The 22777-nt window shown below is 65.4% G+C and carries 18 protein-coding genes; 2 read left to right on the top strand and 16 right to left on the bottom strand.

The features are described from left to right. Positions 1–65: 65 nt before the first annotated feature. The 3 genes from putA to hemE all read right to left on the bottom strand — a co-directional run bounded on the left by putA (position 66) and on the right by hemE (position 8197). Positions 66–3998, bottom strand: a complete 3933-nt coding sequence (gene putA, locus HW466_RS22640; protein ID WP_059452577.1) for a trifunctional transcriptional regulator/proline dehydrogenase/L-glutamate gamma-semialdehyde dehydrogenase — start codon at positions 3996–3998, stop codon at positions 66–68. 394 nt (positions 3999–4392) lie between these two features. Continuing rightward, entirely contained in the window at positions 4393–6654 is a 2262-nt protein-coding gene (locus HW466_RS22635; RefSeq protein WP_174905905.1) for a primosomal protein N', read from the bottom strand. Positions 6655–7102: 448 nt separating this feature from the next. Then, complete coding sequence (gene hemE / locus HW466_RS22630) at positions 7103–8197, bottom strand: uroporphyrinogen decarboxylase (RefSeq protein WP_059772067.1); 1095 nt, start codon at positions 8195–8197, stop codon at positions 7103–7105. A 149-nt stretch (positions 8198–8346) separates the two neighbouring features. On the opposite strand from hemE, the gene HW466_RS22625 reads away from it, so the two are divergent. Then, complete coding sequence (locus HW466_RS22625) at positions 8347–9153, top strand: transporter substrate-binding domain-containing protein (RefSeq protein WP_174905906.1); 807 nt, start codon at positions 8347–8349, stop codon at positions 9151–9153. An 80-nt stretch (positions 9154–9233) separates the two neighbouring features. Then, positions 9234–9560 (top strand): hypothetical protein, encoded by a 327-nt coding sequence (locus tag HW466_RS22620; protein WP_174905901.1) that lies wholly within the window; start codon positions 9234–9236, stop codon positions 9558–9560. A gap of 284 nt (positions 9561–9844) precedes the next feature. On the opposite strand, the gene HW466_RS22615 is transcribed toward HW466_RS22620, so the two are convergent. The 13 genes from HW466_RS22615 to HW466_RS22555 all read right to left on the bottom strand — a co-directional run bounded on the left by HW466_RS22615 (position 9845) and on the right by HW466_RS22555 (position 22743). Beyond that, positions 9845–11572, bottom strand: a complete 1728-nt coding sequence (locus tag HW466_RS22615; protein ID WP_151003507.1) for an AMP-binding protein — start codon at positions 11570–11572, stop codon at positions 9845–9847. Positions 11573–11829: 257 nt separating this feature from the next. Continuing rightward, a complete protein-coding gene (locus HW466_RS22610) occupies positions 11830–12255 on the bottom strand; it encodes a F0F1 ATP synthase subunit epsilon (RefSeq protein ID WP_006477288.1) in 426 nt (141 codons plus the stop codon). A 118-nt stretch (positions 12256–12373) separates the two neighbouring features. Continuing rightward, on the bottom strand, positions 12374–13768 hold the full coding sequence (gene atpD, locus HW466_RS22605; RefSeq protein WP_011882816.1) for a F0F1 ATP synthase subunit beta: 1395 nt from the start codon (positions 13766–13768) through the stop codon (positions 12374–12376). A 66-nt stretch (positions 13769–13834) separates the two neighbouring features. Further along, complete coding sequence (gene atpG / locus HW466_RS22600) at positions 13835–14710, bottom strand: F0F1 ATP synthase subunit gamma (RefSeq protein WP_059452572.1); 876 nt, start codon at positions 14708–14710, stop codon at positions 13835–13837. Positions 14711–14779: 69 nt separating this feature from the next. Further along, positions 14780–16321: a F0F1 ATP synthase subunit alpha gene (gene atpA / locus HW466_RS22595; protein ID WP_059452571.1), complete on the bottom strand. Its 1542-nt coding sequence runs from the start codon at positions 16319–16321 to the stop codon at positions 14780–14782. 44 nt (positions 16322–16365) lie between these two features. Then, positions 16366–16905, bottom strand: coding sequence for a F0F1 ATP synthase subunit delta (locus HW466_RS22590; protein ID WP_059505582.1), 540 nt, complete (start codon positions 16903–16905; stop codon positions 16366–16368). 2 nt (positions 16906–16907) lie between these two features. After that, a complete protein-coding gene (locus tag HW466_RS22585) occupies positions 16908–17378 on the bottom strand; it encodes a F0F1 ATP synthase subunit B (RefSeq protein ID WP_006477283.1) in 471 nt (156 codons plus the stop codon). Positions 17379–17507: 129 nt separating this feature from the next. Next, entirely contained in the window at positions 17508–17777 is a 270-nt protein-coding gene (gene atpE / locus HW466_RS22580; protein WP_006482730.1) for a F0F1 ATP synthase subunit C, read from the bottom strand. A 75-nt stretch (positions 17778–17852) separates the two neighbouring features. Continuing rightward, the gene (gene atpB, locus HW466_RS22575) at positions 17853–18704 is read right to left on the bottom strand and encodes a F0F1 ATP synthase subunit A (RefSeq protein WP_059772075.1); all 852 of its coding nucleotides are present in this window, start codon (positions 18702–18704) and stop codon (positions 17853–17855) included. Between the two features lie 110 nt (positions 18705–18814). Continuing rightward, positions 18815–19339, bottom strand: a complete 525-nt coding sequence (locus HW466_RS22570) for an ATP synthase subunit I (RefSeq protein WP_059505635.1) — start codon at positions 19337–19339, stop codon at positions 18815–18817. Between the two features lie 555 nt (positions 19340–19894). Then, positions 19895–21025, bottom strand: coding sequence for an SLC13 family permease (locus tag HW466_RS22565; RefSeq protein ID WP_151003505.1), 1131 nt, complete (start codon positions 21023–21025; stop codon positions 19895–19897). Positions 21026–21038: 13 nt separating this feature from the next. Further along, entirely contained in the window at positions 21039–21932 is an 894-nt protein-coding gene (locus HW466_RS22560) for a ParB/RepB/Spo0J family partition protein (protein ID WP_059452566.1), read from the bottom strand. A 31-nt stretch (positions 21933–21963) separates the two neighbouring features. Further along, positions 21964–22743, bottom strand: coding sequence for a ParA family protein (locus HW466_RS22555; protein ID WP_059505587.1), 780 nt, complete (start codon positions 22741–22743; stop codon positions 21964–21966). Positions 22744–22777: the final 34 nt, after the last annotated feature.

Raw genomic sequence — 22777 nt, 5'->3', positions numbered from 1 at the left:
GGTAAATGGAGCGGCTTCGGGATCGCCTGGCCGCTTCCTTTGTTTGATCCGAACGGCAAGGATGGTCAGCCGATCGTCATCAAATTCGCATTGCCGCCTGCCGCGGCCGTGTTCACGCTCACCGAGCGCTCGGTCAGCAGGCGCTCGAGCGCGTAGTCTTCCGCATCGCCGTTCTCGAACGCGCCCGCCGATACGCCCTGCACCGACACGATCGGGCCCGGCCGCTGCGCGACGTCCTTCACGAGCGTCTGCAGTTCGTCGCTGTCGCCTTCGAACAGCACCGCGTCGAACGGCGCGTCGGCCTGCTTGCGCACGGCCGCATGCGCCTTCAGCGCGGCCGGCAGCGCGGCCACCAGCGCCTCGCCCGCCGTGCCGGCGAACAGCGCGCGGTTGCCCGTCGCCAGCACCGCCGCGAACTGCGCGCGCGCGCCGCCCGGCGTGGCCGCGACACACAGCACCGTGCCGCGCGGGCCGAGTGTATACGTGTTTCGCTCGCCCGTCGGGCCGGTCAGCACGGCGGTCGCACCGGCCGGCACCTGCGCGAGATAGCCGTCGCAGCGTGCGGCCAGCGCCGGCTCGCGTTGCTCGATCAGCCAGTCGCGCAGCGCGGTGAGCGCCGCCGCCGGGTTGCCGCGCGCGTCGCCGTCGGCCGCGCCGTCCGCGACCAGCGACTGCGCAAGCGAACGCGGCAGGCCCGACGGACGCGTCGCGAGCAGGCGCTGCAGGTACAGCGCGCCACCAGCCTTCGGGCCCGTGCCCGACAATCCTTCGCCGCCGAACGGCTGCACGCCGACCACCGCGCCGATCACGTTGCGGTTCACGTAGATGTTGCCGACGTGCGCGTTCGAGATCACGTGCGCGATCGTCTCGTCGATCCGAGTGTGGATGCCGAGCGTCAGGCCGTAGCCCGTCGCGCGGATCTGCTCGAGCAGCTTGTCGAGCTGGTTGCGGCGATAACGCACGACGTGCAGCACCGGGCCGAACACTTCGCGCTTCAACTCGTCGATGCTGCCGATCTCGATCAGCGTCGGCGGCACGAACGTGCCGTGCGCGCAAGCTTCCGGCGACGGCAGCTGCGTGACGGCATGGCCCTTCTCCTTCATCGCCGCGACGTGCGCGTCGATCGTCTGCTTCGCTTCCGCGTCGATCACCGGGCCGACGTCGGTCGACAGCCGGTCCGGGTTGCCGAGCGACAGCTCGTGCATCGCGCCCTTGAGCATCGTCAGCGTGCGGTCCGCGACGTCGTCCTGCAGACACAGAACGCGCAGCGCCGAGCACCGTTGACCGGCCGAGTCGAACGACGACTGCAGCACGTCCGCGACAACCTGCTCCGCGAGCGCCGACGAGTCGACGATCATCGCGTTCTGGCCGCCCGTCTCCGCGATCAGCGGAATCGGCTTGCCGTCCGGATCGAGGCGCGCGGACAGCGTCTTGTTGATCAGGCGCGCAACTTCGGTCGAGCCGGTGAACATCACCGCGCGCGTGCGCGGATCGGCAACCAGCGCCGCGCCGACGGTCTCGCCGGTGCCCGGCAGCAGTTGCACCGCGCCGGCCGGCACGCCGGCCTCGCGCAGCAGGCGCACGGCCTGCGCGGCGATCAGCGGCGTCTGCTCGGCCGGCTTCGCGAGCACCGTGTTGCCGGCCGCGAGCGCGGCGGCCACCTGGCCCATGAAGATCGCGAGCGGGAAGTTCCACGGGCTGATACAGACCACCGGGCCGAGCGGGCGGTGCGTGTCGTTCGAGAATTCGCCGCGGATCTGCGCCGCGTAGTAGCGCAGGAAGTCGACGGCTTCGCGGATTTCGGCGATCGCGTTCGGCAGCGACTTGCCGGCTTCGCGCACGATCAGGCCCATCAGCGTGTGCATCTGCGCTTCGAGCAGGTCGGCCGCGCGCACCAGGCAGTCGGCGCGCGCATCGACCGGCGTCGCCTGCCAGATCGGCGCGGCAGCCACCGCGTGCGCGAGCGCCGCGCTCACGTGTTCGGCCGTCGCTTCGCTGACCGTGCCGACCAGGTCGCGCAGGTCGGCCGGGTTGCGCACGTCGCGCGCCGGAGCGTCGGCGAGCGCGTCGTCGGCGAGCATCGGTGCCGCGCGCCACGGATGGTGCGCGCTCGCGAGCAGCGCGGACGACAGCGACGCGAGACGGTGTTCGTTCGACAGGTCGAGACCCATCGAATTCGGACGCTCGTCGCCGTACAGGTTGCGCGGCAGCGGAATCTTCGCGTGCGGCGCGCCGAGCGGCACGACCTTCGACGCTTCGTCGACCGGATCGGCGACCAGCTCCTTCACCGACACCGTCTTGTCGGCGATGCGGTTCACGAACGACGTGTTCGCGCCGTTTTCCAGCAGGCGGCGCACCAGGTAGGCGAGCAGCGTTTCGTGCGTGCCGACCGGCGCGTACACGCGGCACGGCCGGTTCAGCTTGTCGCGGCCCGTGACTTCCTCGTACAGCGGCTCGCCCATCCCGTGCAGGCACTGGAATTCGTACTGGCCCGGGTAGTAGTTCTGGCCGGCCAGGTGATAGATCGCGGCCAGCGTGTACGCGTTGTGCGTCGCGAACTGCGGATAGACGGCGTCCGGCGCCGCGAGCAGCTTCTTCGCGCACGCGAGGTACGAGACGTCCGTGTAGATCTTGCGCGTGTACACCGGATAGCCTTCGAGGCCGTCGACTTGCGCGCGCTTGATTTCGGTATCCCAGTACGCGCCCTTGACGAGGCGGATCATCAGGCGGTGACGGCTGCGGCGCGCGAGGTCGATCAGGTAGTCGATCACGAACGGGCAGCGCTTCTGGTAGCCCTGCACGACGAAGCCGATGCCGTTCCAGCCCGCGAGTTCCGGATCGAAGCACAGCGCCTCGAGCAGGTCGAGCGACAGTTCGAGACGGTCCGCTTCTTCAGCGTCGATGTTCAGGCCGATGTCGTAGCGGCGCGCGAGCAGCGCCAGCGCACGCACGCGCGGCAGCAGTTCGCTCATCGTGCGGTCCTGCTGCGAGCGCGAGTAGCGCGCGTGCAGCGCCGACAGCTTGATCGAGATGCCCGGGCCTTCGTAGATGCCGCGCCCGCCGGCGGCCTTGCCGATCGCGTGGATCGCCTGTTCGTACGATGCGTAGTAGCGCTGCGCGTCCTCTTCGGTCGTCGCCGCTTCGCCGAGCATGTCGTACGAGTAGCGGAAGCCGCGCGCTTCGTACTTGCGGCTGTTCGCCAGTGCTTCGGAAATCGTCTCGCCGGTGACGAACTGCTCGCCCATCAGGCGCATCGCCATGTCGACGCCCTTGCGGATCAGCGGCTCGCCGCCGCGGCCGATCAGGCGCGTGAGCGCCGACGACAGGCCCGCTTCGCTGTTGGTCGTCACGAGCTTGCCGGTGATCATCAGCCCCCAGGTCGCCGCGTTCACGAACAGCGACGGCGCGTGGCCGACGTGCGAACGCCAGTCGCCCTTGCTGATCTTGTCGCGGATCAGCGCATCGCGCGTCGCGCGATCGGGAATGCGCAGCAGCGCTTCGGCCAGACACATCAGCGCGACGCCTTCCTGGCTCGACAGCGAGAACTCGTGGATGAGCCCTTCGACGCCGCCGCCCGAGCTCTTCTCGCGCAGCGCCTCGACGAGCTGCGTCGCGAGCGCCTGCACGTCGGCCTGCAGGTTCGCCGGCAGGCGCGCCTGGCCCAGCAGGAACGGCACGCATTCCGGCTCGGGGCGGCGATACGCGGCCGTGATGGCCGCGCGCAGCACCGATTGCGGCTGCACGTTCTGCGCGAACTCGAGGAACGGATGCGGCGAGTTGTCGTCGTCGCCGTCCGTCGCCTGCCCGTCGGCGAGCTCCGTCACGCCGCTGTTGCCCGACAGCTCGGGCGGCAGCTGGCCGTGCTCGATCCGCTCGAGATACGCGAAGATCGCCTGCTTGATCAGCCAGTGGGGAGTGCGCTCGAGACGCGCTGCCGCGTCTTTCAGGCGCGAGCGGAGGAGGTCGTCGACTTTGACGCCTAGAGTCGTGCTTGCCATGGTGGGTTCGTGCGCCGGTGCGAGCCCGGCCAATGTGGTGTGAGAGGATGCGCGAAATCCTACGGCACGCAATAAAAAGGTGCAACCAAATTGACGGATTGGTTGCACCCTCAAGTTATTCAATATAATCAGCTACTTATGAGGTTGCAACCTAGGGGTTGCCCGTGGTCCGCTGATCGGTGTTTTCCCTGAGCGGGGCAAGTTGACGCGCGTGGGTAGCCCTCGGCGTGCACCACCGAGGGGAAAAGCGGGTTGCACTGTGCGTAGCGGAAGGTCGTGCGGGCGGTGTCGAACCGATCGACAGGAAGGATCGCGCAGGTGGTCGGCGGATCCGGGTGGCTCCGGGGTGGCTCTGGGTCATCGGCGTGCGGCACGGCGGCCGCGCACGCCGCGCTCAGATATCGAGCGGGTCGACCTCGACGCTCCACCGCAGCACACCCTTCAGCGCACGCAGCGCCGGCTGCCATGCGCGCAGCGCATGCTGCAGCGCCGCCCGCGACGCGCTTTCGAGCAGCAACTGCGCGCGGTGGACGTTGGCCACCTTCACGATCGTCATCGGCACCGCGTCGTAGACGGTCACGCGATCGGCGCCCGGCAGCCCCGGCAACGCGGCCGCGGCCTGCAACAGGAACGCGAGCGCCGCATCGAGCGTGCGTCCCTCGGCGCGCAGCAGCGCCTGGTAGACGAACGGCGGCAGGTGCGCGTCGCGGCGCTCGCCGAGCGTCGAATTCGCGAAACCGACGTAATCCTGCCGGCCGAGCGCGTGATACAGCGCGTGACGCGGATAGCGCGTCTGCACGAGCACCTCGCCCGGCAGTCCGGCGCGCCCCGCACGGCCGCTCACCTGCATCAGCTGCGCGAACAGCCGCTCGCTCGCGCGGAAGTCGTGCGAGAACAGCGCGGTGTCGGCATTGAGGACGCCGACGAGCGACACGCGCTGGAAGTCGTGCCCCTTTGCGATCATCTGCGTGCCGACCAGGATGTCGACCTCGCCGGCATGCACGTCCGAGAACAGCGCCTGCGCACTGCCCTTGCGCCGCGTGCTGTCCGCATCGATCCGCAGGATGCGCGCGCCCGGCACGGCCTCGGCGAGCGCCTCCTCGATGCGTTGCGTGCCGCGCCCGAGCGGCGCGATGTCGACGTTCCCGCATTCGGGGCACGAGCGCGGGATGCGCGCTTCCCAGCCGCAGTGATGGCAGCGCAGTGCATGCTCGGGCTTGTGCAGCACGACATAGGCGCTGCAGCGCGGGCAACCGGCGACCCAGCCGCACGCGTCGCACGCGAGTTGCGGCGCGTAGCCGCGCCGGTTCAGGAACACGAGGCTCTGTTCGCCGCGCTCCAGCCGCGCCTTCAACGCCGCGACGAGCGGCCCCGACAGCCCGCCCATCGACGCGCGCCCGCGGCGCCGCTCCTCTTCGAGATCGATCAGCCGAACGGTCGGCAGCGTCGCGTCGGCCACCGCGCGGCGCGACAGCGTGAGCCGCGTGTAACGGCCCTGCTCGGCCTGCCACCAGCTCTCGAGCGACGGCGTCGCCGAGCCGAGCACGACCGGAATGCCGAGATGCTTGGCGCGCCACACGGCAAGATCGCGCGCCGAATAGCGCAACCCTTCCTGCTGCTTGTACGCCGGCTCGTGCTCCTCGTCGACGACGATCAGCGCGAGCGTCGGCAGCGACGCGAGCACCGCGAGCCGCGTGCCGAGCACGATCCGCGCACGGCCCGTGTGCGCGGCGAGCCAGTTGCGCGCCCGCTCGCCCTCGGCGAGCCCGCTGTGCAGCGTGACGATCGCGTCGTCGGCGAGCGTGCCCGCGAAACGGGCGCGGAATGCAGCTTCGAACTGCGGCGTCAGGTTGATTTCGGGGACGAGCACCAGCGCCTGCGCATCGGGCCGCGCATCGAGCAGCGCGGCGAGCGCATGCAGATAAACCTCGGTCTTGCCGCTGCCGGTCACGCCATGCAGCAGGAACGGCGCGAAACCGCGTGCGGCACGGATCGCGTCGAGCGCCTCCGCCTGCTGGTCGGTGAGCGCCGGCGGCACAGTTCGTCCACTGGTTGTCGACAGGTTATCCACAGCTTTGGGCACAGGCGCGTCGGTCCAGCCGATTTCCTCGATGGCGACCCAGCCGCGCGCCGCCCAGTCGTCGAGCGTGGCCGCTGCCTTCGGATGCAAGACGCGCGCATCGGGCAACGTCAGCGAATCGGTGTCGGCGAGCGCCTGCGCGAGCCGCCGCAGTGCGGCCCCGCGCGCGGGCAACGCGTCGGGCAGCGCCGCGCGGCCGGTTTCGGTCAGCCGATAGCGCAGCTCGGGCGCCAGCAGCCGGCCCCAGCGCTGCGCATCGCGCAGCGCTTGCGGCAGCGCCGGCAGCGCGACTTCGCCACGGCCGCGCTGGTAATAGTCGGCCGCGAACGACACGAGCGCGAGCCAATCCGGCGCGAGCGGCGGCAGCTCGGTGCAGATCGCATCGACCGCCCGCAACCGGGACGGCGGCACATCGGTGTGAGTCGTTACTTCGCAGACGAGGCCGACGACCTGGCGCTTGCCGAACGGCACCTGCACCAACGTGCCGGGCTCGGGCGCCGGCTGGACGTCGCAGCGATAGTCGAACAGGGTGGCGAGCGGATGGTCGAGGGCGACCCGCAGGTAGGTGCCGTCCATCACCGCGCTCCGGCGACAGCGCGAGGCGCACCGGCGGCTTGCACCCGGGCCCGCGCCACGGTGGCGAACTTAAAGTAAAACTTCAGATTCGGCGCTAAGTTTTGGATTCGCATTAGGAATCGCCGTATACCCTGACCAGCCTGTGGATAACTTTGTTGAGAACTCGGCGCTCAACAGCCGCGAAGCGCGCGGGGCCGTGCTTTCCGCCGTTTTCGGGCGCCGTCGGCCGCGCCCCGCGAAGCCTTATTCCATAAGGCTGCTATTCAAATTACGGAACCATAGCGAGACAATTCGACCGATACGGGGCTCTACCGCGCTGCAACGTGGAAAATGTGTATAAGTCAAGTCTTGACAAGCCTTGAATCGGCATCCGGTGCGGGGTTGCGTCCTGTTTAGTATCGGCAGCGAAACGCGGCCACCCCGCAGTGCAGCATGACGGCACTTGCGCTCAGCCCGCCGCTCCGCTACGGATCCTGCGGCTGTGGGTGTGCACTTCGTCGACGAGTTCGGCAACGTGGTCCGGCGACGTGAACTGCGAAATGCCGTGGCCGAGGTTGAATACGTGCCCCGGATGATTGCCGTAGCTGTCGAGCACCGCGCGCGCCTGTTCGCGCACCGCGGCCGGCGGTGCAAACAGGATCGTCGGATCGAGGTTGCCCTGCAGCGCGACTTGCCCGGCCACGCGTTCGCGCGCGGCGCCGAGATTGACCGTCCAGTCGAGGCCGACCGCGTCGACGCCGGTCGCCGCGATTTCCTCGAGCCACAGGCCGCCGCCCTTCGTGAACGTGATCACCGGCACGCGCTCGCCGTCGTGCTCGCGCTTCAGCTGCGCGACCACGCGACGAATGTAGTCGAGCGAGAAGCGCTGGTACGCGCCGTCGGCCAGCGCGCCGCCCCACGTATCGAAGATCATCACGGCTTGCGCGCCGGCTTCGATCTGCGCGTTCAGGTACGCGGCCACGGCCTGCGCGTTCACGTCGAGGATCCGGTGCATCAAGTCGGGGCGCGAATACGCCATCGACTTCACCGTGCGGAAATCGTCCGACCCGCCGCCTTCGACCATGTAGCACGCGAGCGTCCACGGGCTGCCCGAGAAGCCAATCAGCGGCACGCGCTGGCGGCCCTGGCCGTCGGTCAGCGCGCGACGGATTTCGCGCACGGCGCCCGTCACGTAGCCGAGCGTTTCCTCGATGTCCGGCACCGCGAGCTTCGCGACGTCGGCTTCCGTGCGCACCGGATGCGCGAACTTCGGCCCTTCGCCGACCTGGAAGTCGAGGCCAAGACCCATCGCGTCGGGAATCGTCAGGATGTCCGAGAAAAGGATCGCGGCATCGAGCGGGAAGCGCTCGAGCGGCTGCAGCGTCACTTCCGTCGCGTAGTCGGGATTCTTCGCGAGACCGAGGAAGCTGCCGGCGCGCGCGCGCGTCGCGTTGTACTCGGGCAGATAGCGGCCGGCCTGGCGCATCAGCCAGATCGGCGTGTAGTCGGTCGGCTCGCGCAGAAGCGCACGCAGGAAGGTGTCGTTGAGCAGGGTATGGGCCACGGTAGGAGCGACGATGCGAAGGCAAAGCGGCATTTTACCGGAGCGCGGCCGCGCGGCTGCGTATGCCGATGCGATGGCGGCCATATGACGCGCGCGATGGCTCCGTTATGATCGGACGCTGATATCGAACCGAACGAAGGAGGAGACCGATGAAGACATTCGCCACGCTGGCCACGCTCACCGCAGCCATGCTCTGCTGCGCCGCCGCGCAAGCGCAGGGTACGCCCACGACGGCTGCCCCGACCGCGGCGGCCGGCTCGCGGCTCGACGACGTGGTCGCGCGCGGCACGCTGCGCCTGTGCACGACGGGCGACTACAAGCCGTATTCGTACTACCGGACGGACGGCCGCTTCGAGGGCATCGACATCGACATGGCCGAATCGCTCGCGAAATCGCTCGGCGTGAAGGCCGAGTTCGTGAAGACGAGCTGGTCGAACCTCACCAACGACTTCGTCGCGAAGTGCGATGTCGCGGTGGGCGGCGTGTCGACGACGCTCGAGCGCCAGAAGCGCGTGTTCTTCACGCAGCCGTACGTGGTCGACGGCAAGACGCCGATCGTGCGCTGCGCGGACGCCGACAAATATCAGACCGTCGCGCAGATCGACCGGCCCGAGACGCGCGTGATCGTCAACCCCGGCGGCACCAACGAGCGCTTCGCGAAGCAGTTCTTCACGCATGCGAACGTGAGCGTCTATCCGGACAACGTGACGATCTTCAAGCAGATCCTCGCGGGCAAGGCCGACGTGATGGTGACGGATGCATCCGAGACGCTGCTGCAGCAAAAGCTGAATCCGGGCCTGTGCTCGGTGCATCCCGACAAGCCGTTCCAGTTCGGCGAAAAGGCGTACATGGTGCCGCGCGGCGACGTCGTTTTCCAGCAATACGTCGAACAATGGCTGCACCTGGCGCTATCGTCCGGCGAATACCAGGCGATCTCCGACAAGTGGCTGAAGTAAGCACGAGCGAACGCGCAACCGGCGGCCGATAACGACATGGCCCCGGTTGCCGACGCGAGCCGGCGCCCCGCCGTTACACCTTGGCGATGCGTCCGGCCGGCGTGAAATCGCGAAAACCGGCCGAATGGCCGACTATCGCGGGTGCCCATCACGTTTCAAAATCTTTCCGACGAATGAATCGCCATACGCGCCATCTGCCGAACGATGCACATTCCGGCGTGCAAATCGGCAATTCATCGGCGTCGATACGCATGAAAAACGCGTTATGCGCACCCGATGAAAACTCTGCGGAACAGATGGGTAAATATGACCTTTTTCAGGACCCCGAAAACAGCAAAAAATCCCGGAAAGCCTTATCTGGCGGGCGTTACAACCTGAAACACTTTGTTACCGCGACGGGTGATTAATTCGCCCACAATGGCCTCAACGGTTTCAACACGGATGCGGTCTCGTGTGCCAAGTGTGAGCGGACGCGAAGCGCTGCGAGCCAGTCGGTCACGTACCGAAGCCCTTCCGAGGGGCATCCCTGTTGGAGTCGTTTCCGGCCCCCGCCGGACTCGGTTTCATCTTTGGTCTCCTCGCGCTAACCCCGTAGCGTGTGGTTTTTAGCGGGCTAATAAGCCCGCTTTTTTTCGTCCATCGAAAACGCAGCGGCCCGCAGGCCACCGCGTTTGTCCCGCCGCCGCACCGCTCACGCGGTCTTCTGCACGGCGAGCTTCAGTTCCTCGATCATCCGTTCGCGCATCACGAACTTCTGCACCTTGCCGGTCACGGTCATCGGCAACTCGTCGACGAAGCGAATGTAGCGCGGAATCTTGTAGTGCGCGATCTGGCCGTTGCAGAACGCGCGCACGTCGTCCTCCGTCATCTGCTCGCCCGCGCGCAGCACGATCCACGCGCACAGCTCCTCGCCGTATTTCGCATCGGGCACGCCGAACACCTGCGCACTCTGAATCTTCGGATGCCTGAACAGGAATTCCTCGATCTCGCGCGGATACACGTTCTCGCCGCCGCGAATCACCATGTCCTTCAGCCGGCCGACGATGTTGCAGTAGCCGTCGGCGTCGAGCGTCGCGAGGTCGCCCGTATGCATCCACCCGTCGACCAGCACCTCGCGCGTCTTCGCATCGTCGTCCCAGTAGCCGAGCATCACCGAATAACCCTTCGTGCACAGCTCGCCCGTCGCGCCGACCGGCACGATCTCGCCGTTCGGGTCGACGATCTTCACCTCCAGGTGCGGCTGGATGCGGCCGACCGTCGTCGTGCGCTTCTCGAGCGGGTCGTCGGTCGAGCTCTGGAACGACACGGGGCTCGTCTCCGTCATCCCGTACGCGATCGTGATCTCGGACAAATGCATCTGCGACACGACGCGCTTCATCGTCTCGATCGGGCACGGCGAGCCTGCCATGATCCCGGTGCGCAGCGTCGACAGGTCGAATTTCGCGAAGTCCGGATGATCGAGTTCCGCGATGAACATCGTCGGCACGCCGTGCAACGCGGTGCAGCGTTCCTCGGCGACGGCCGCGAGCGTCGCGACCGGATCGAACGCCTCGCCGGGGAAGACCATCGCCGCACCCTTCGACACGCATGCGAGCACGGCGAGCACCATCCCGAAGCAGTGATACAGCGGCACCGGGATGCAAAGCGAATCCTGCTCGCTGAACCGCATCGCCATCGCGATCGAGCGCGCGTTGTTGACGACGTTGCGGTGCGTGAGCGTCGCGCCCTTCGGGCTGCCGGTCGTGCCGCTGGTGAACTGGATATTGATCGGATCGCTGGCCGCGAGCGTCGCGCCGATCGCGTCGAGCCGCGCGACATCGAGCGTGTCGCGGCCGCGCGCCATCACGTCCGCGAAGCGGAACATGCCGGCCGGCGCGACGTCGCCCATCGACACGACCGTGCGCAGGCTCGGCACGCGCGCCGCGTGCAGGTCGCCCGGTGTCGCGCTCGCGAGCTCCGGCGCGATGGCCTGCAGCATCTCGACGTACGCGGACGTCTTGAAGCGCTCGGCCGCGATCACGGCCTTGCAGCCGACCTTGTTCAGCGCGTATTCGAGCTCCGCGAGCCGGTAGGCCGGGTTGATGTTGACGAGGATGGCGCCGATGCGCGCGGTCGCGAACTGCGTGAGCAGCCATTCGCTGCGGTTCGGCGACCAGATGCCGACGCAGTCGCCCTTCACGATCCCGAGCGCGGCGAGGCCCGCGGCGAGCACGTCGATCTCGTGCGCGAACGTGCGCCAGTCCCAGCGAATGCCCTGCTCGCGGAACACGACAGCCGGACGCTCGGGAAAGCGGGCCGCCGTGTCGAGCAGGAACCGGCTGATCGTCGCGTCGGATAACGGCACGTCGGTCGCGCCGCGCACGTACGACAGTCCGTTTTCGGGCGCGATCAGCGCCCCCTTGCCAAGGTCTGCTGCCATCGATGTCTCCGTCCGTTTTTGTCTGATCGGCCTGGCACGCGGCCGACGCGCGCCGGCTCCGCCACGATCGCGGCGGACTGCCTGTTCGCCGATGATGCCGCGTGCTGCTGACGCCACTCTGACATCAAATCGCGGCGGGCGGATGAAATTGCACGACCGGACGATACGGATTCGTGGCCGCAAGAAACAGACGAATACGACGGACGAAAAAAAGCAGCCCGAAGGCTGCTTTCTTTCGCGGGATACGCGCGCGCGGCTCAGTGCCGGCTGCGAATCTTCGCCAGACGCTGGATCGCCTCGAGCTGCGCCATCGCGGTCGCGAGCTCGGATTGCGCCTTTGCGAGGTCGAGGTCCGACTTCGCGTTCTGCAGCGTTTCCTCGGCACGCTTGCGCGCTTCCTCGGCTTTCGCCGCGTCGAGGTCCTTGCCGCGGATCGCGGTATCGGCGAGCACCGTCACGGCGCCCGGCTGCACTTCGAGAATGCCGCCTGCGACGAACACGAATTCGTCGTTGCCGCCCTCGACTTCGATGCGCACCGCACCCGGACGAATCCGGGTGATGAGCGGCGTGTGGCCCGGCAGAATGCCCAGCTCACCCGTTTCGCCCGGCAGCGCGACGAATTTCGCCTCGCCCGAGAAGATCTGCTCTTCCGCGCTGACGACGTCTACTTTGATGGTTGCCATATCGACTCCAATCTCATCCACGGGTTGAGCGTATTGCGGCCGGCGCGGGCGGCCGGAATGAAGTCATCGCTGACTGCAGCTCCGGCCGGCGCACGCCGGCTTGCGACTCACTCAAGCCTTACTGGATCTTCTTGGCCTTTTCGAAGGCTTCGTCGATCGTGCCGACCATGTAGAACGCCTGTTCCGGCAGGTGGTCGCACTCGCCGTCGACGATCATCTTGAAGCCACGGATCGTTTCCTTCAGCGGCACGTACTTGCCCGGCGAGCCCGTGAACACTTCAGCGACGTGGAACGGCTGCGACAGGAAACGCTGGATCTTGCGCGCACGTGCGACCGACAGCTTGTCTTCCGGCGACAGTTCGTCCATGCCCAGAATCGCGATGATGTCGCGCAGTTCCTTGTAGCGCTGCAGCGTCTGCTGAACGCGACGGGTGATCGTGTAGTGCTCTTCACCGATCACGTTCGGGTCGATCTGGCGCGACGTCGAGTCGAGCGGATCGACCGCCGGGTAGATACCCAGCGAAGCGATGTCACGCGACAGAACGACGGTTGCGTCCAGGTGGCCGAAGGTGGTTGCCGGCGACGGGTCGGTCAAGTCGTCCGCAGGGACGTACACGGCCTGAACCGACGTAATCGAGCCCTTCTTGGTCGACGTGATGCGTTCCTGCAGCTTGCCCATTTCTTCAGCCAGCGTCGGCTGATAGCCCACTGCCGACGGCATACGGCCGAGCAGTGCCGACACTTCGGTACCGGCCAGCGTGAAACGGTAGATGTTGTCGACGAAGAACAGCACGTCGAGGCCTTCGTCACGGAAGTGCTCGGCCATCGTCAGGCCGGTCAGCGCGACGCGCAGACGGTTGCCCGGCGGCTCGTTCATCTGGCCGTACACCAGCGCGACCTTGTCGAGAACGTTCGAGTCCTTCATTTCGTGGTAGAAGTCGTTCCCTTCACGGGTACGCTCGCCCACGCCCGCGAACACGGAGTAACCGCCGTGTTCCTTCGCGATGTTGTTGATGAGCTCCATCATGTTGACGGTCTTGCCCACGCCAGCACCGCCGAACAGGCCGACCTTGCCGCCCTTCGCGAACGGGCAGATCAGGTCGATGACCTTGATACCCGTTTCGAGCAGTTCGGTCGACGGCGACAGTTCGTCGAACGCCGGAGCCTTCTGGTGGATCGAACGCGTATGTTCGCTTTCGATCGGACCGGCTTCGTCGATCGGACGGCCGAGCACGTCCATGATACGACCGAGGGTCGGCTTGCCGACCGGCACCGAAATCGGCTTCGCCGTGTTCTTCACGGTCAGGCCGCGGCGCAGGCCGTCGGATGCACCCAGACAAATGGTACGGACCACGCCGTCGCCCAGCTGCTGCTGAACTTCGAGCGTCAGTTCCGAGCCATCGAGAATGAGCGCGTCGTAGATCTTCGGCATGCTGTCGCGCGGGAATTCCACGTCGATAACGGCGCCGATGCACTGTACGATCTTGCCTTCTACCAAAGCAGCAGTACTCATCGCTTTTCCTTTAAATACCTGATTCTTTACTCGCGCAAAGGCGCAGTTGTCGTCCCGGGCGCGCGCTTAAACAGCGGCTGCGCCGCCGACGATCTCCGACAGTTCTTTCGTAATCGCGGCCTGGCGGCTCTTGTTGTATACGAGCTGCAGTTCGCTGATCACCGTCTTCGCGTTGTCGGACGCGGCCTTCATCGCGACCATCCGCGCCGATTGCTCGGACGCCATGTTCTCCGCGACGGCCTGGTACACCAGCGCCTCGACGTAACGCACGAGCAGTTCGTCGACGACTGCCTGCGCGTCCGGCTCGTAGATGTAGTCCCACGACGTGGCCGGCGTACCGTCATCGGCATCGAAGTGGTCCGACGACAGCGGCAGCAGCTGCTCGATCACGGCTTCCTGCTTCATCGTGTTGACGAAGCGCGTGTAAGCGATATAGACCGCCGACAGCTTGCCTTCCGAGTACAGATCGAGCTGCGTCTTCACGGCGCCGATCAGCTTGTCCAGATGCGGGGTGTCGCCGAGGTGCACGACCTGCGACATCACCTTCGCGCCGAAGCGGTTCAGGAACCCGAGGCCCTTGCCGCCGATCGCGGTGGCTTCGACCTTCTGGCCCTTCTCTTCCAGCTCCTTGAACTTCTGCACCGTCGCACGCAGCACGTTGGTGTTCAGACCGCCGCAAAGACCCTTGTCCGTCGTGACGAGGATGATGCCGGCCGTCTTCGCGCCGTCGTTTGCCACCATGAACGGGTGGCGGTACTCCGGGTTCGCGCGGCTCATGTGCGCGGCGATGGCACGGACCTTGTCCGCGTACGGACGAGCGGCGCGCATGCGTTCCTGCGCGCGGCGCATCTTCGATGCGGCCACCATCTCCATCGCCTTCGTGATCTTGCGCGTGTTCTGCACGCTCTTGATCTTGCCGCGAATTTCCTTCATTCCAGCCATAGCTTGCTCCTTGACCGAAGCGGCGCGGGCGCATCAGCACCCGCGCGGCCTCAGTGTGTCACTCGCGGATCAATAGGCACCCGACTTCTTGAAGGATTCGATCGCCGCGCGCAGCGCGCCTTCGTCGTCCTTCGAGAGATCCTTGGTGTCTTCGATGCGCTTGATGAGGTCAGCGTGGCTGGTCTTCAGGTTGTCGCGCAGGCCCTTCTCGAACGACAGCACTTGCTTCACGTCGAGGTCGTCGAGGTAGCCGTTGTTCGCGGCGTACAGCGACACGGCCAGTTCCCACACCTGCAGCGGCTGGTACTGCGGCTGCTTCAGCAGTTCCGTCACGCGGCGGCCGCGCTCGAGCTGCTTGCGGGTCGCTTCGTCGAGGTCCGATGCGAACTGCGCGAATGCCGCCAGTTCACGGTACTGCGCGAGGTCGGTACGGATACCGCCCGACAGCTTCTTCACGACCTTCGTCTGAGCGGCGCCACCGACTCGCGACACCGACACGCCGGCGTTGATTGCCGGGCGGATGCCTGCGTTGAACAGGTCGGTTTCCAGGAAGATCTGGCCGTCGGTAATCGAGATCACGTTCGTCGGAACGAACGCGGTCACGTCGCCAGCCTGCGTTTCGATGACCGGCAGTGCCGTCAGCGAGCCGCTCTTGCCCTTCACTTCGCCGTTCGTGAACTTCTCGACGTACTCTTCCGACACGCGAGCCGCGCGCTCGAGCAGACGCGAGTGCAGATAGAACACGTCGCCCGGATATGCTTCACGGCCCGGCGGACGGCGCAGCAGCAGCGAGATCTGACGGTATGCCCAGGCTTGCTTGGTCAAGTCGTCATAGATGATCAGCGCGTCCTGGCCGCGATCGCGGAAGTATTCGCCCATCGTGCAGCCGGCGTACGGTGCGAGGTACTGCATCGCAGCCGAGTCCGAAGCCGAAGCGGCGACGACGATCGTGTATTCGAGCGCGCCCGTTTCTTCGAGCTTGCGCACCACGTTCATGATCGACGAAGCCTTCTGGCCGATCGCGACGTAGATACAGATCAGGTCCTTGCCCTTCTGGTTGATGATCGCGTCGAGCGCCACCGCGGTCTTGCCGCACTGACGGTCGCCGATGATCAGCTCACGCTGGCCACGGCCGATCGGCACCATCGCGTCGATCGACTTGATGCCCGTCTGCACCGGCTGCGACACCGACTTGCGCCAGATCACGCCCGGGGCGATCTTTTCGATCGCGTCGGTCAGCTTCGCGTTGACCGGGCCCTTGCCGTCGATCGGGTTGCCGAGCGCGTCGACCACGCGGCCGACGAGTTCCGGACCAACCGGGACTTCCAGAATGCGGCCCGTCGTCTTGACGACGTCGCCTTCCGAGATGTGTTCGTATTCGCCGAGAATCACCGCGCCGACCGAGTCGCGCTCGAGGTTCAGCGCGAGGCCGAACGTGTTGCCCGGAAACTCGAGCATTTCGCCCTGCATCACGTCCGACAGGCCGTGGATGCGCACGATACCGTCGGTCACGGAGATCACGGTGCCCTGGTTGCGAACGTCTGCGCTCGCTTCAAGGCCCTGGATCCGGCTCTTGATCAGCTCGCTGATCTCAGAGGGATTGAGTTGCATTATTCGCTCCTGATAGTCAATTCTGTTGCGTGCCGGCGTGGCGCTCAGGCGGTCAAGGCAGCCTGCATCGATGCGAGGCGCGCGCGAACCGAGGTGTCGAGCACTTCGTCGCCGACCGTCACGCGCACGCCGCCGATCAGCGACGAATCGACTTCGACCGTCGGCTTCAGCTTGCGCTTGAACTTGCGTTCGAGGCCAGCGACGAGACTTTCGAGATCCGCGCCGTTCAGCGGGAACGCGCTCACGATCTCGGCGTCGGCTGCACCTTCACGTTCGTTCTTGAGCGCCTCGAACTGCTCGGCGATTTCCGGCAGCAGCGCGATGCGATGATTGTCGACCAGCATCTGCACGAAGTTCTTCGCTTCAGCGCCGGCCGCGAGCGGCGACTTCACCGCAGCAAGCAGCAGCTCGGCCACTTGCGTGCGCGTCACCTTCGGGCTCGACGCGACCGACAGCACTTCCGGCAGACGCGCAACCTGGGCCAGCTCTTGCACGAGCGTGGACCAGGCGGCGATGTCACCTCCCTCGGCCACGCGGAACAGCGCTTCTGCGTAAGGGCGGGCGATGGTTGCAAGTTCGGCCATGATCAGAGCTCGGCTTTCAGTTGATTCAGCAGTTGGGCGTGGGCCGTTTGATCGACTTCGCGCTTCAGGATCTGCTCGGCGCCCTTCACGGCCAGCGCGGCGACTTCGCCACGCAGCGCTTCGCGCGCCTTCACGATTTGCTGTTCTGCTTCCGCTTTCGCCTGGGCGACGATGCGGGCGGCTTCAGCCTGGGCGTTGGCCTTGATTTCCTCGGCGACCGCCTGTGCACGCTTTTCGGCGTCGGCGATGCGCTGCTGGCCGTCGTTGCGGGCCTGCGCGAGTTCCTGGTCCACGCGCTTGTGCGCTGCGTCGAGTTCCGCCTTGCCCTTCTCCGCGGCGGCGAGGCCGTCGGCGATCTTCTTCGAACGTTCGTCGAGGGCGTTGATCAACGGCGGCCACACGAATTTCATCGTGAACCACGCGAGGACCAGGAACACGACCATTTGCGCAAACAGAGTTGCGTTGAGATTCACGGTGTTTCCTTATCTGCTATTCCGGAAAAATGAAACGGTAAGGCGCTCATCGAGTTGCATTCGATCAGCGCCCCAAGTCTCCGTTCCGCCCTGCGCCGGCTTGCGCCGGGCGCATATTTCCGAGGAACCTTAGCCTGCGAGCTTCGACAGGAGCGGGTTCGCGAACGCGAACAGCATTGCGACACCAACGCCGATCAGGAATGCAGCGTCGATCAGGCCGGCCAGCAGGAACATCTTCGTTTGCAGCGGGTTGATGAGTTCCGGCTGACGTGCGCAGGCTTCGATGTACTTGCCACCCATCAGCGCGATACCGATACAGGCGCCGATTGCACCCAGGCCGATGATGATGCCGATACCGATGGCGGTCAGACCCTGGATGTTGGCGATGTAAGCTTGCATGATCACTCCTTTGTGAAAAGACTTGGAACTGAGATTTAAAAAACTAAAACGGAAACTCTTTTTTGCACGCCGCGCTTAGTGCTTGTCGTGCGCCTGGCCGAGATACACCAGCGTCAGCATCATGAAAATGAATGCCTGCAACAGAACAATCAGGATGTGGAAGATTGCCCAGACGCTACCCGCGATCACGTGACCAACGAAGCCGAGGAACGTTGCGTCGCCACCGAAGCTCCACATGCTGCCGAGCAGGGCGATCAACAGGAACAACAGCTCACCCGCGTACATGTTGCCGAACAGCCGCATGCCGAGCGAAACGGTCTTTGCGAGATATTCGACGATGTTCAACGCGAGGTTCGGGATCCACAGCAGCGGGTGTGCGCCGAACGGAGCCGACAGCAGCTCGTGCACAAAGCCGCCCGCGCCCTTGATCTTGATGCTGTAGTAGATCATCAGGACGAACACGCCGAGCGCGATGCCGAGCGTGCCGTTCAGGTCGGCCGTCGGGACGATGCGATGGTGGGAAATCACGTCCGACAGACCGAGCAGGCCGATGACGCGGCCCGGCAGGTCGACGGGGAGGAAGTCGAGGGAGTTCATCAGCGCAACCCACACGAAGACCGTGAGGGCGAGCGGAGCGATGAACGCGCGGTTGCCGTGGACGATGGCCTTCGATTGATCTTCGACCATTTCGACGAGCATCTCGATCGCGCACTGGAAACGGCCCGGCACGCCCGACGTCGCCTTGCGGGCGGCCAGACGCAGCAGGACGATCGTCACGATGCCGCACACGATCGACCAGAACAGCGTGTCGAGGTTCCAGACGTGGATATCGAAAATCGACGTCTGATGCGAGGTGGAGAAATTCTGCAAGTGGTGCGCAATGTACTCGGACGGATCCGGACTGCGCGTGCCTTCGCTAGCTGCCATATCGTTAATGCCACCCAAATTGTCGAAAATCGTTTTGCCCCGTTCCGCAATACGCTATTGCGGGAACGGGCCGGTGCGGTTCGTTGTCGAAACCGCACGCTGCTTGTTGCTTACCGCCAGGCCAGCGCGATCCAGTACGTCTTCAGCACGACGAGGTAGGTGACGAGGAGTGCCGGCCAGTGCACGCCGGCATAGCCGTACGCCACCGCGGCGAACATCCCGATCGTCACGCCGAGCTTCAGGGCTTCGCCCATCACCCAGCTCATCACGGTGGCCGAACCACCTGCCTTCAGTCGTGCCACGAACAACGCGCTTGGCACCCAGCCGATCGCCCCGCCCAGAAACGCGGATTGCGCAGCGGCGCCCGGCGACTTCGAAAACAGCCACCACGCCAGCGTTGCAACCAGGGACAAGACCACCTGCGCGATCACCACCTTGTAGGGGGTCACGCGCGACGGCTTGCTCACGTTCGGACCGAACAGCCTCTCGGCTTCCGTCCGCGTGAGCGGAACGATGTTGTTATCTTGCTGCTCGGCATCCCAGTCTTCATCGGACTCGCGCCGTTCGCCGGCCGCTGAAGCGGTGCGTTGCGCTCGGGGACCATCGTGCCTGTCGTTCGGCGCCTGACCCGCCATCGCAATCTTCCGCAAAATCCTTGAACCCGGCCCCAAGCTTTCTGAAAGCTTTCAGGGGTGCCTAGCTAACAAATCCGGGCGATTGTAAGCGATAGTTGCAGGTGATTCAAGGCTTTAGACGCGACAAAAACCTGCGTAAAACGACGCCTCATCATGTGAAAAACGCGCGCAGCGACGACGTACGATGACAGTTGTAAGGTCGGTTTTTTGCACCGGTATTTCCTGCCCGAAAACGTGCGGTGCCGACCCAGCGACATGAGCGCGACGTCTGGTGCGGGTGCCACCGGCGCGGCGCGATCGCGACAGGAATTCTGCTGTGACGCGATCATGCGAAATGCCCTGGCGCCGCAATGCATGACCAAGGGAAATGCTGTGACCATCGCGGCTCGCGCGATACGGGAAATACGCTCGAACCGAGCGCGCCGATGCGTGCAATCAGTTGTTGCGCCACCACAGTCGAGCGACTGTGGTGGCGCAACACTTATCAACAGGCTCGAACTCACAACGACCGGGAACGCTGTGCGCGCTCGTCGCGAGGCTTGCGGTACGCATCGCTCAGCCGTGAATGAGCAACCACGCACCCAGCGCCGCGCTCACCAGCGCGAACGGAATCGACACGAGGTGAAACGGCAGCCACATGCGCGGCTCCTTCGCGAGTCGCACCGCGATCAGGTTCGCGAGCGAACCGATCGCGAAGCCGAAGCCGCCCACCGATACGCCGAACGCGAGCGCCCGCCAGTCGTGCGTGAATTCCGACAGCAGAATCGCCGCCGGCACGTTGCTGATTCCCTGCGACACAATCGCGCCCGCCGCGAACACGCGCAGCGGTGAATCGAGATGGGTTCCCGCGATCGCATCGTGGACGACCGGCAGCGCGGCCGCGCTGCGCAGCACGACGAACATCAGCACGAAAATCAGCAGCAGCAGCCAGTCGATCTTCAGGACTGCGTCACGCCTCGCCACCAGCAGCGCGATCACCACGCCCACCAGGCCCGGCAAGGGATTATGTGCGTCGGCGAGCAGCACGAACGCACCGAACAACACCGCCGCGAGCAGCGCATGCAGACGCTGTACGGGAACGGTCTCGACGTCTCCCGACAGATCCAGCGGCTTCGCGCGAAATGCGCACGCCGTCAGCACGAGAAGCAGCGCCATCAACGCCAGTGCGAGCGGCCCGAGCGTGACGACGAAGCGGCCGAACGACACGCCGCTCAATTGCCACAGGAACAGGTTCTGGGGATTGCCGAGCGGCGTCGCGACGGAGCCCGCATTGACGGCCAGCGCGACGACGATCACGAGCCGCCGGAACGGCAACGGCGTCAACGTGCGCAGCGATACCATCAGCGGCACGACGACGAACAGCGCGACATCGTTGGTGAGCCACATCGCGAGTGCCGCCGCGAACACGACGAGCAGCATCGCAAGCCCGCGCTCGGAATGCACGTGATGCACGATGCGATGCGCGAGCCACATCAGGCATCCGGACAGTTCGAGTGCCTTGGTCAGCATCAGCAGTCCGGCGAGCGTCGCGACGGTCTGCCAGTCGACGAGAGCCGTCAGCGCGGCAATTGGTTGTGGACGCAACCATTGCAGAACAATCAGCGCAAGCGCCAGCACCGTCAGTACGGGCTCCTGCAAAAGCCAGCCAAGCCACCGGCGCGGCGCCGGCGCGCCCGTGTTTTCCATCGGTCGCGCCTCGTTATTCTTCGGTCGCGACGTTGCCGCGCAAGCGCGCAAGAATGCCCTCGAGCGCATCGAGGTTGCCGAAGTCGATCATCACCTGCCCTCGCCCACGGCGGCCGAGCTTGATCTTCACATTCGATGCGAGCAGGTCGGACAGCTCTTCCTCGAGACGGCGCGTGTCGCGGCCGCCGTCGTCCTTCGCGCGCGCCTTCACCGCCGGCGCTTCCTTCGTCGTATGCGCAACCAGCTTCTCGGTCTCGCGCACCGACATGCGCTTGTTGACGACCTGGTGCGCGAGCGTGATCTGCGTCGCGGCATCGACCGCAAGCAGCGCGCGCGCATGCCCCATGTCGAGATCGCCGGCCAGCAGCATCGTCTGCACCGGCGCTGCGAGGTTCAGCAAACGCAGCAGGTTCGATACCGCACTGCGCGAGCGGCCGACCGATTCGGCTGCCTGCTCGTGCGTGAAACCGAACTCGTCGAGCAGGCGCTGGATACCGTGCGCCTCTTCCAGCGGATTCAGATCCTCGCGCTGAATGTTCTCGATCAGCGCCATCGCGGCGGCGGCCTGGTCGGACACGTCCTTCACAAGCACCGGCACTTCTTCGAGGCCGGCCAGTCGCGCCGCGCGGAAACGCCGCTCACCCGCGATGATTTCGTATTTGTCAGACGAAATAGGTCGTACCAGGATCGGCTGCATCACGCCTTGTGCGCGAATGCTGGCCGCCAGCTCCTGCAGACTGCCTTCGTCCATCCGCGTGCGCGGCTGGTACTTGCCGGCCTGCAGCTTGCCGAGCGCGAGCGTGTTCGGTGCGCCTTCGATCTTCACCGCTTCGGTGATGTCAGCACTGCCGCCGAGCAGCGCCTCGAGGCCACGTCCCAAGCCCTTCTTCTTTGGTACCGCGTTCATGTCTTTCTTCCTCGCTTCGCTCATGTCCGGATCACGACACCTCGAACGCGCGCACGCGATCGATCATCTCGGCACCGAACTGGAGATACGCCTGCGCACCGCGCGAGTTACGGTCGAATACGACGCCCGGCAACCCGTAACTCGGCGCTTCCGCCAAGCGCACGTTGCGCGGAATCACCGCGTCGAACACCTTGTCGCCGAAGTGCGCTTTCAGTTGATCGGAGACTTGCTGCTGCAACGTGATGCGCGGATCGAACATCACGCGCAGCAAGCCGATGATCTTCAGGTCGCGATTCATGTTCGCGTGAACCTGCTTGATCGTATTGACGAGATCGGACAATCCTTCCAGCGCGAAGTATTCGCATTGCATCGGGATCACGACGCCATGCGCCGCACACAGCCCGTTCAGCGTCAGCAGCGACAGTGTCGGCGGGCAATCGATCAAGACGAAGTCGTAGTCGTCGGCCACGCGTTCGAGCGCAGCCTTCAACCGTCGCTCGCGGTTATCGATGCTGATCAGCTCGATCTCGGCACCGGACAGTTCACGGTTGGCCGGCAGCACGTCGTACGTGACGCCTTCCGGACGCACGCGCGCCTCCGTGACCGACACGCCGTCGACCAGCACTTCGTACACGGTCGACTCGCAGGCAGCCTTGTCGATCCCGCTGCCCATCGTCGCGTTGCCCTGCGGGTCGAGATCGATCAGCAGGACACGTTGCTCCTGCGCTGCAAGGCTTGCGGCGAGATTGACCGATGTCGTCGTCTTGCCGACGCCCCCCTTCTGGTTCGCAACGCAGAAGATCTTTGCCATCGTTGGTGTGTTCCCTTTACCTTCAAACAAACGG

The organism is Burkholderia territorii, assembly GCF_902833055.1.
Classification (GTDB): domain Bacteria; phylum Pseudomonadota; class Gammaproteobacteria; order Burkholderiales; family Burkholderiaceae; genus Burkholderia; species Burkholderia territorii.
The sequence above is the reverse complement of the archived record's forward strand: the minus strand, read 5'-3'. Positions and strand labels throughout refer to the sequence as shown.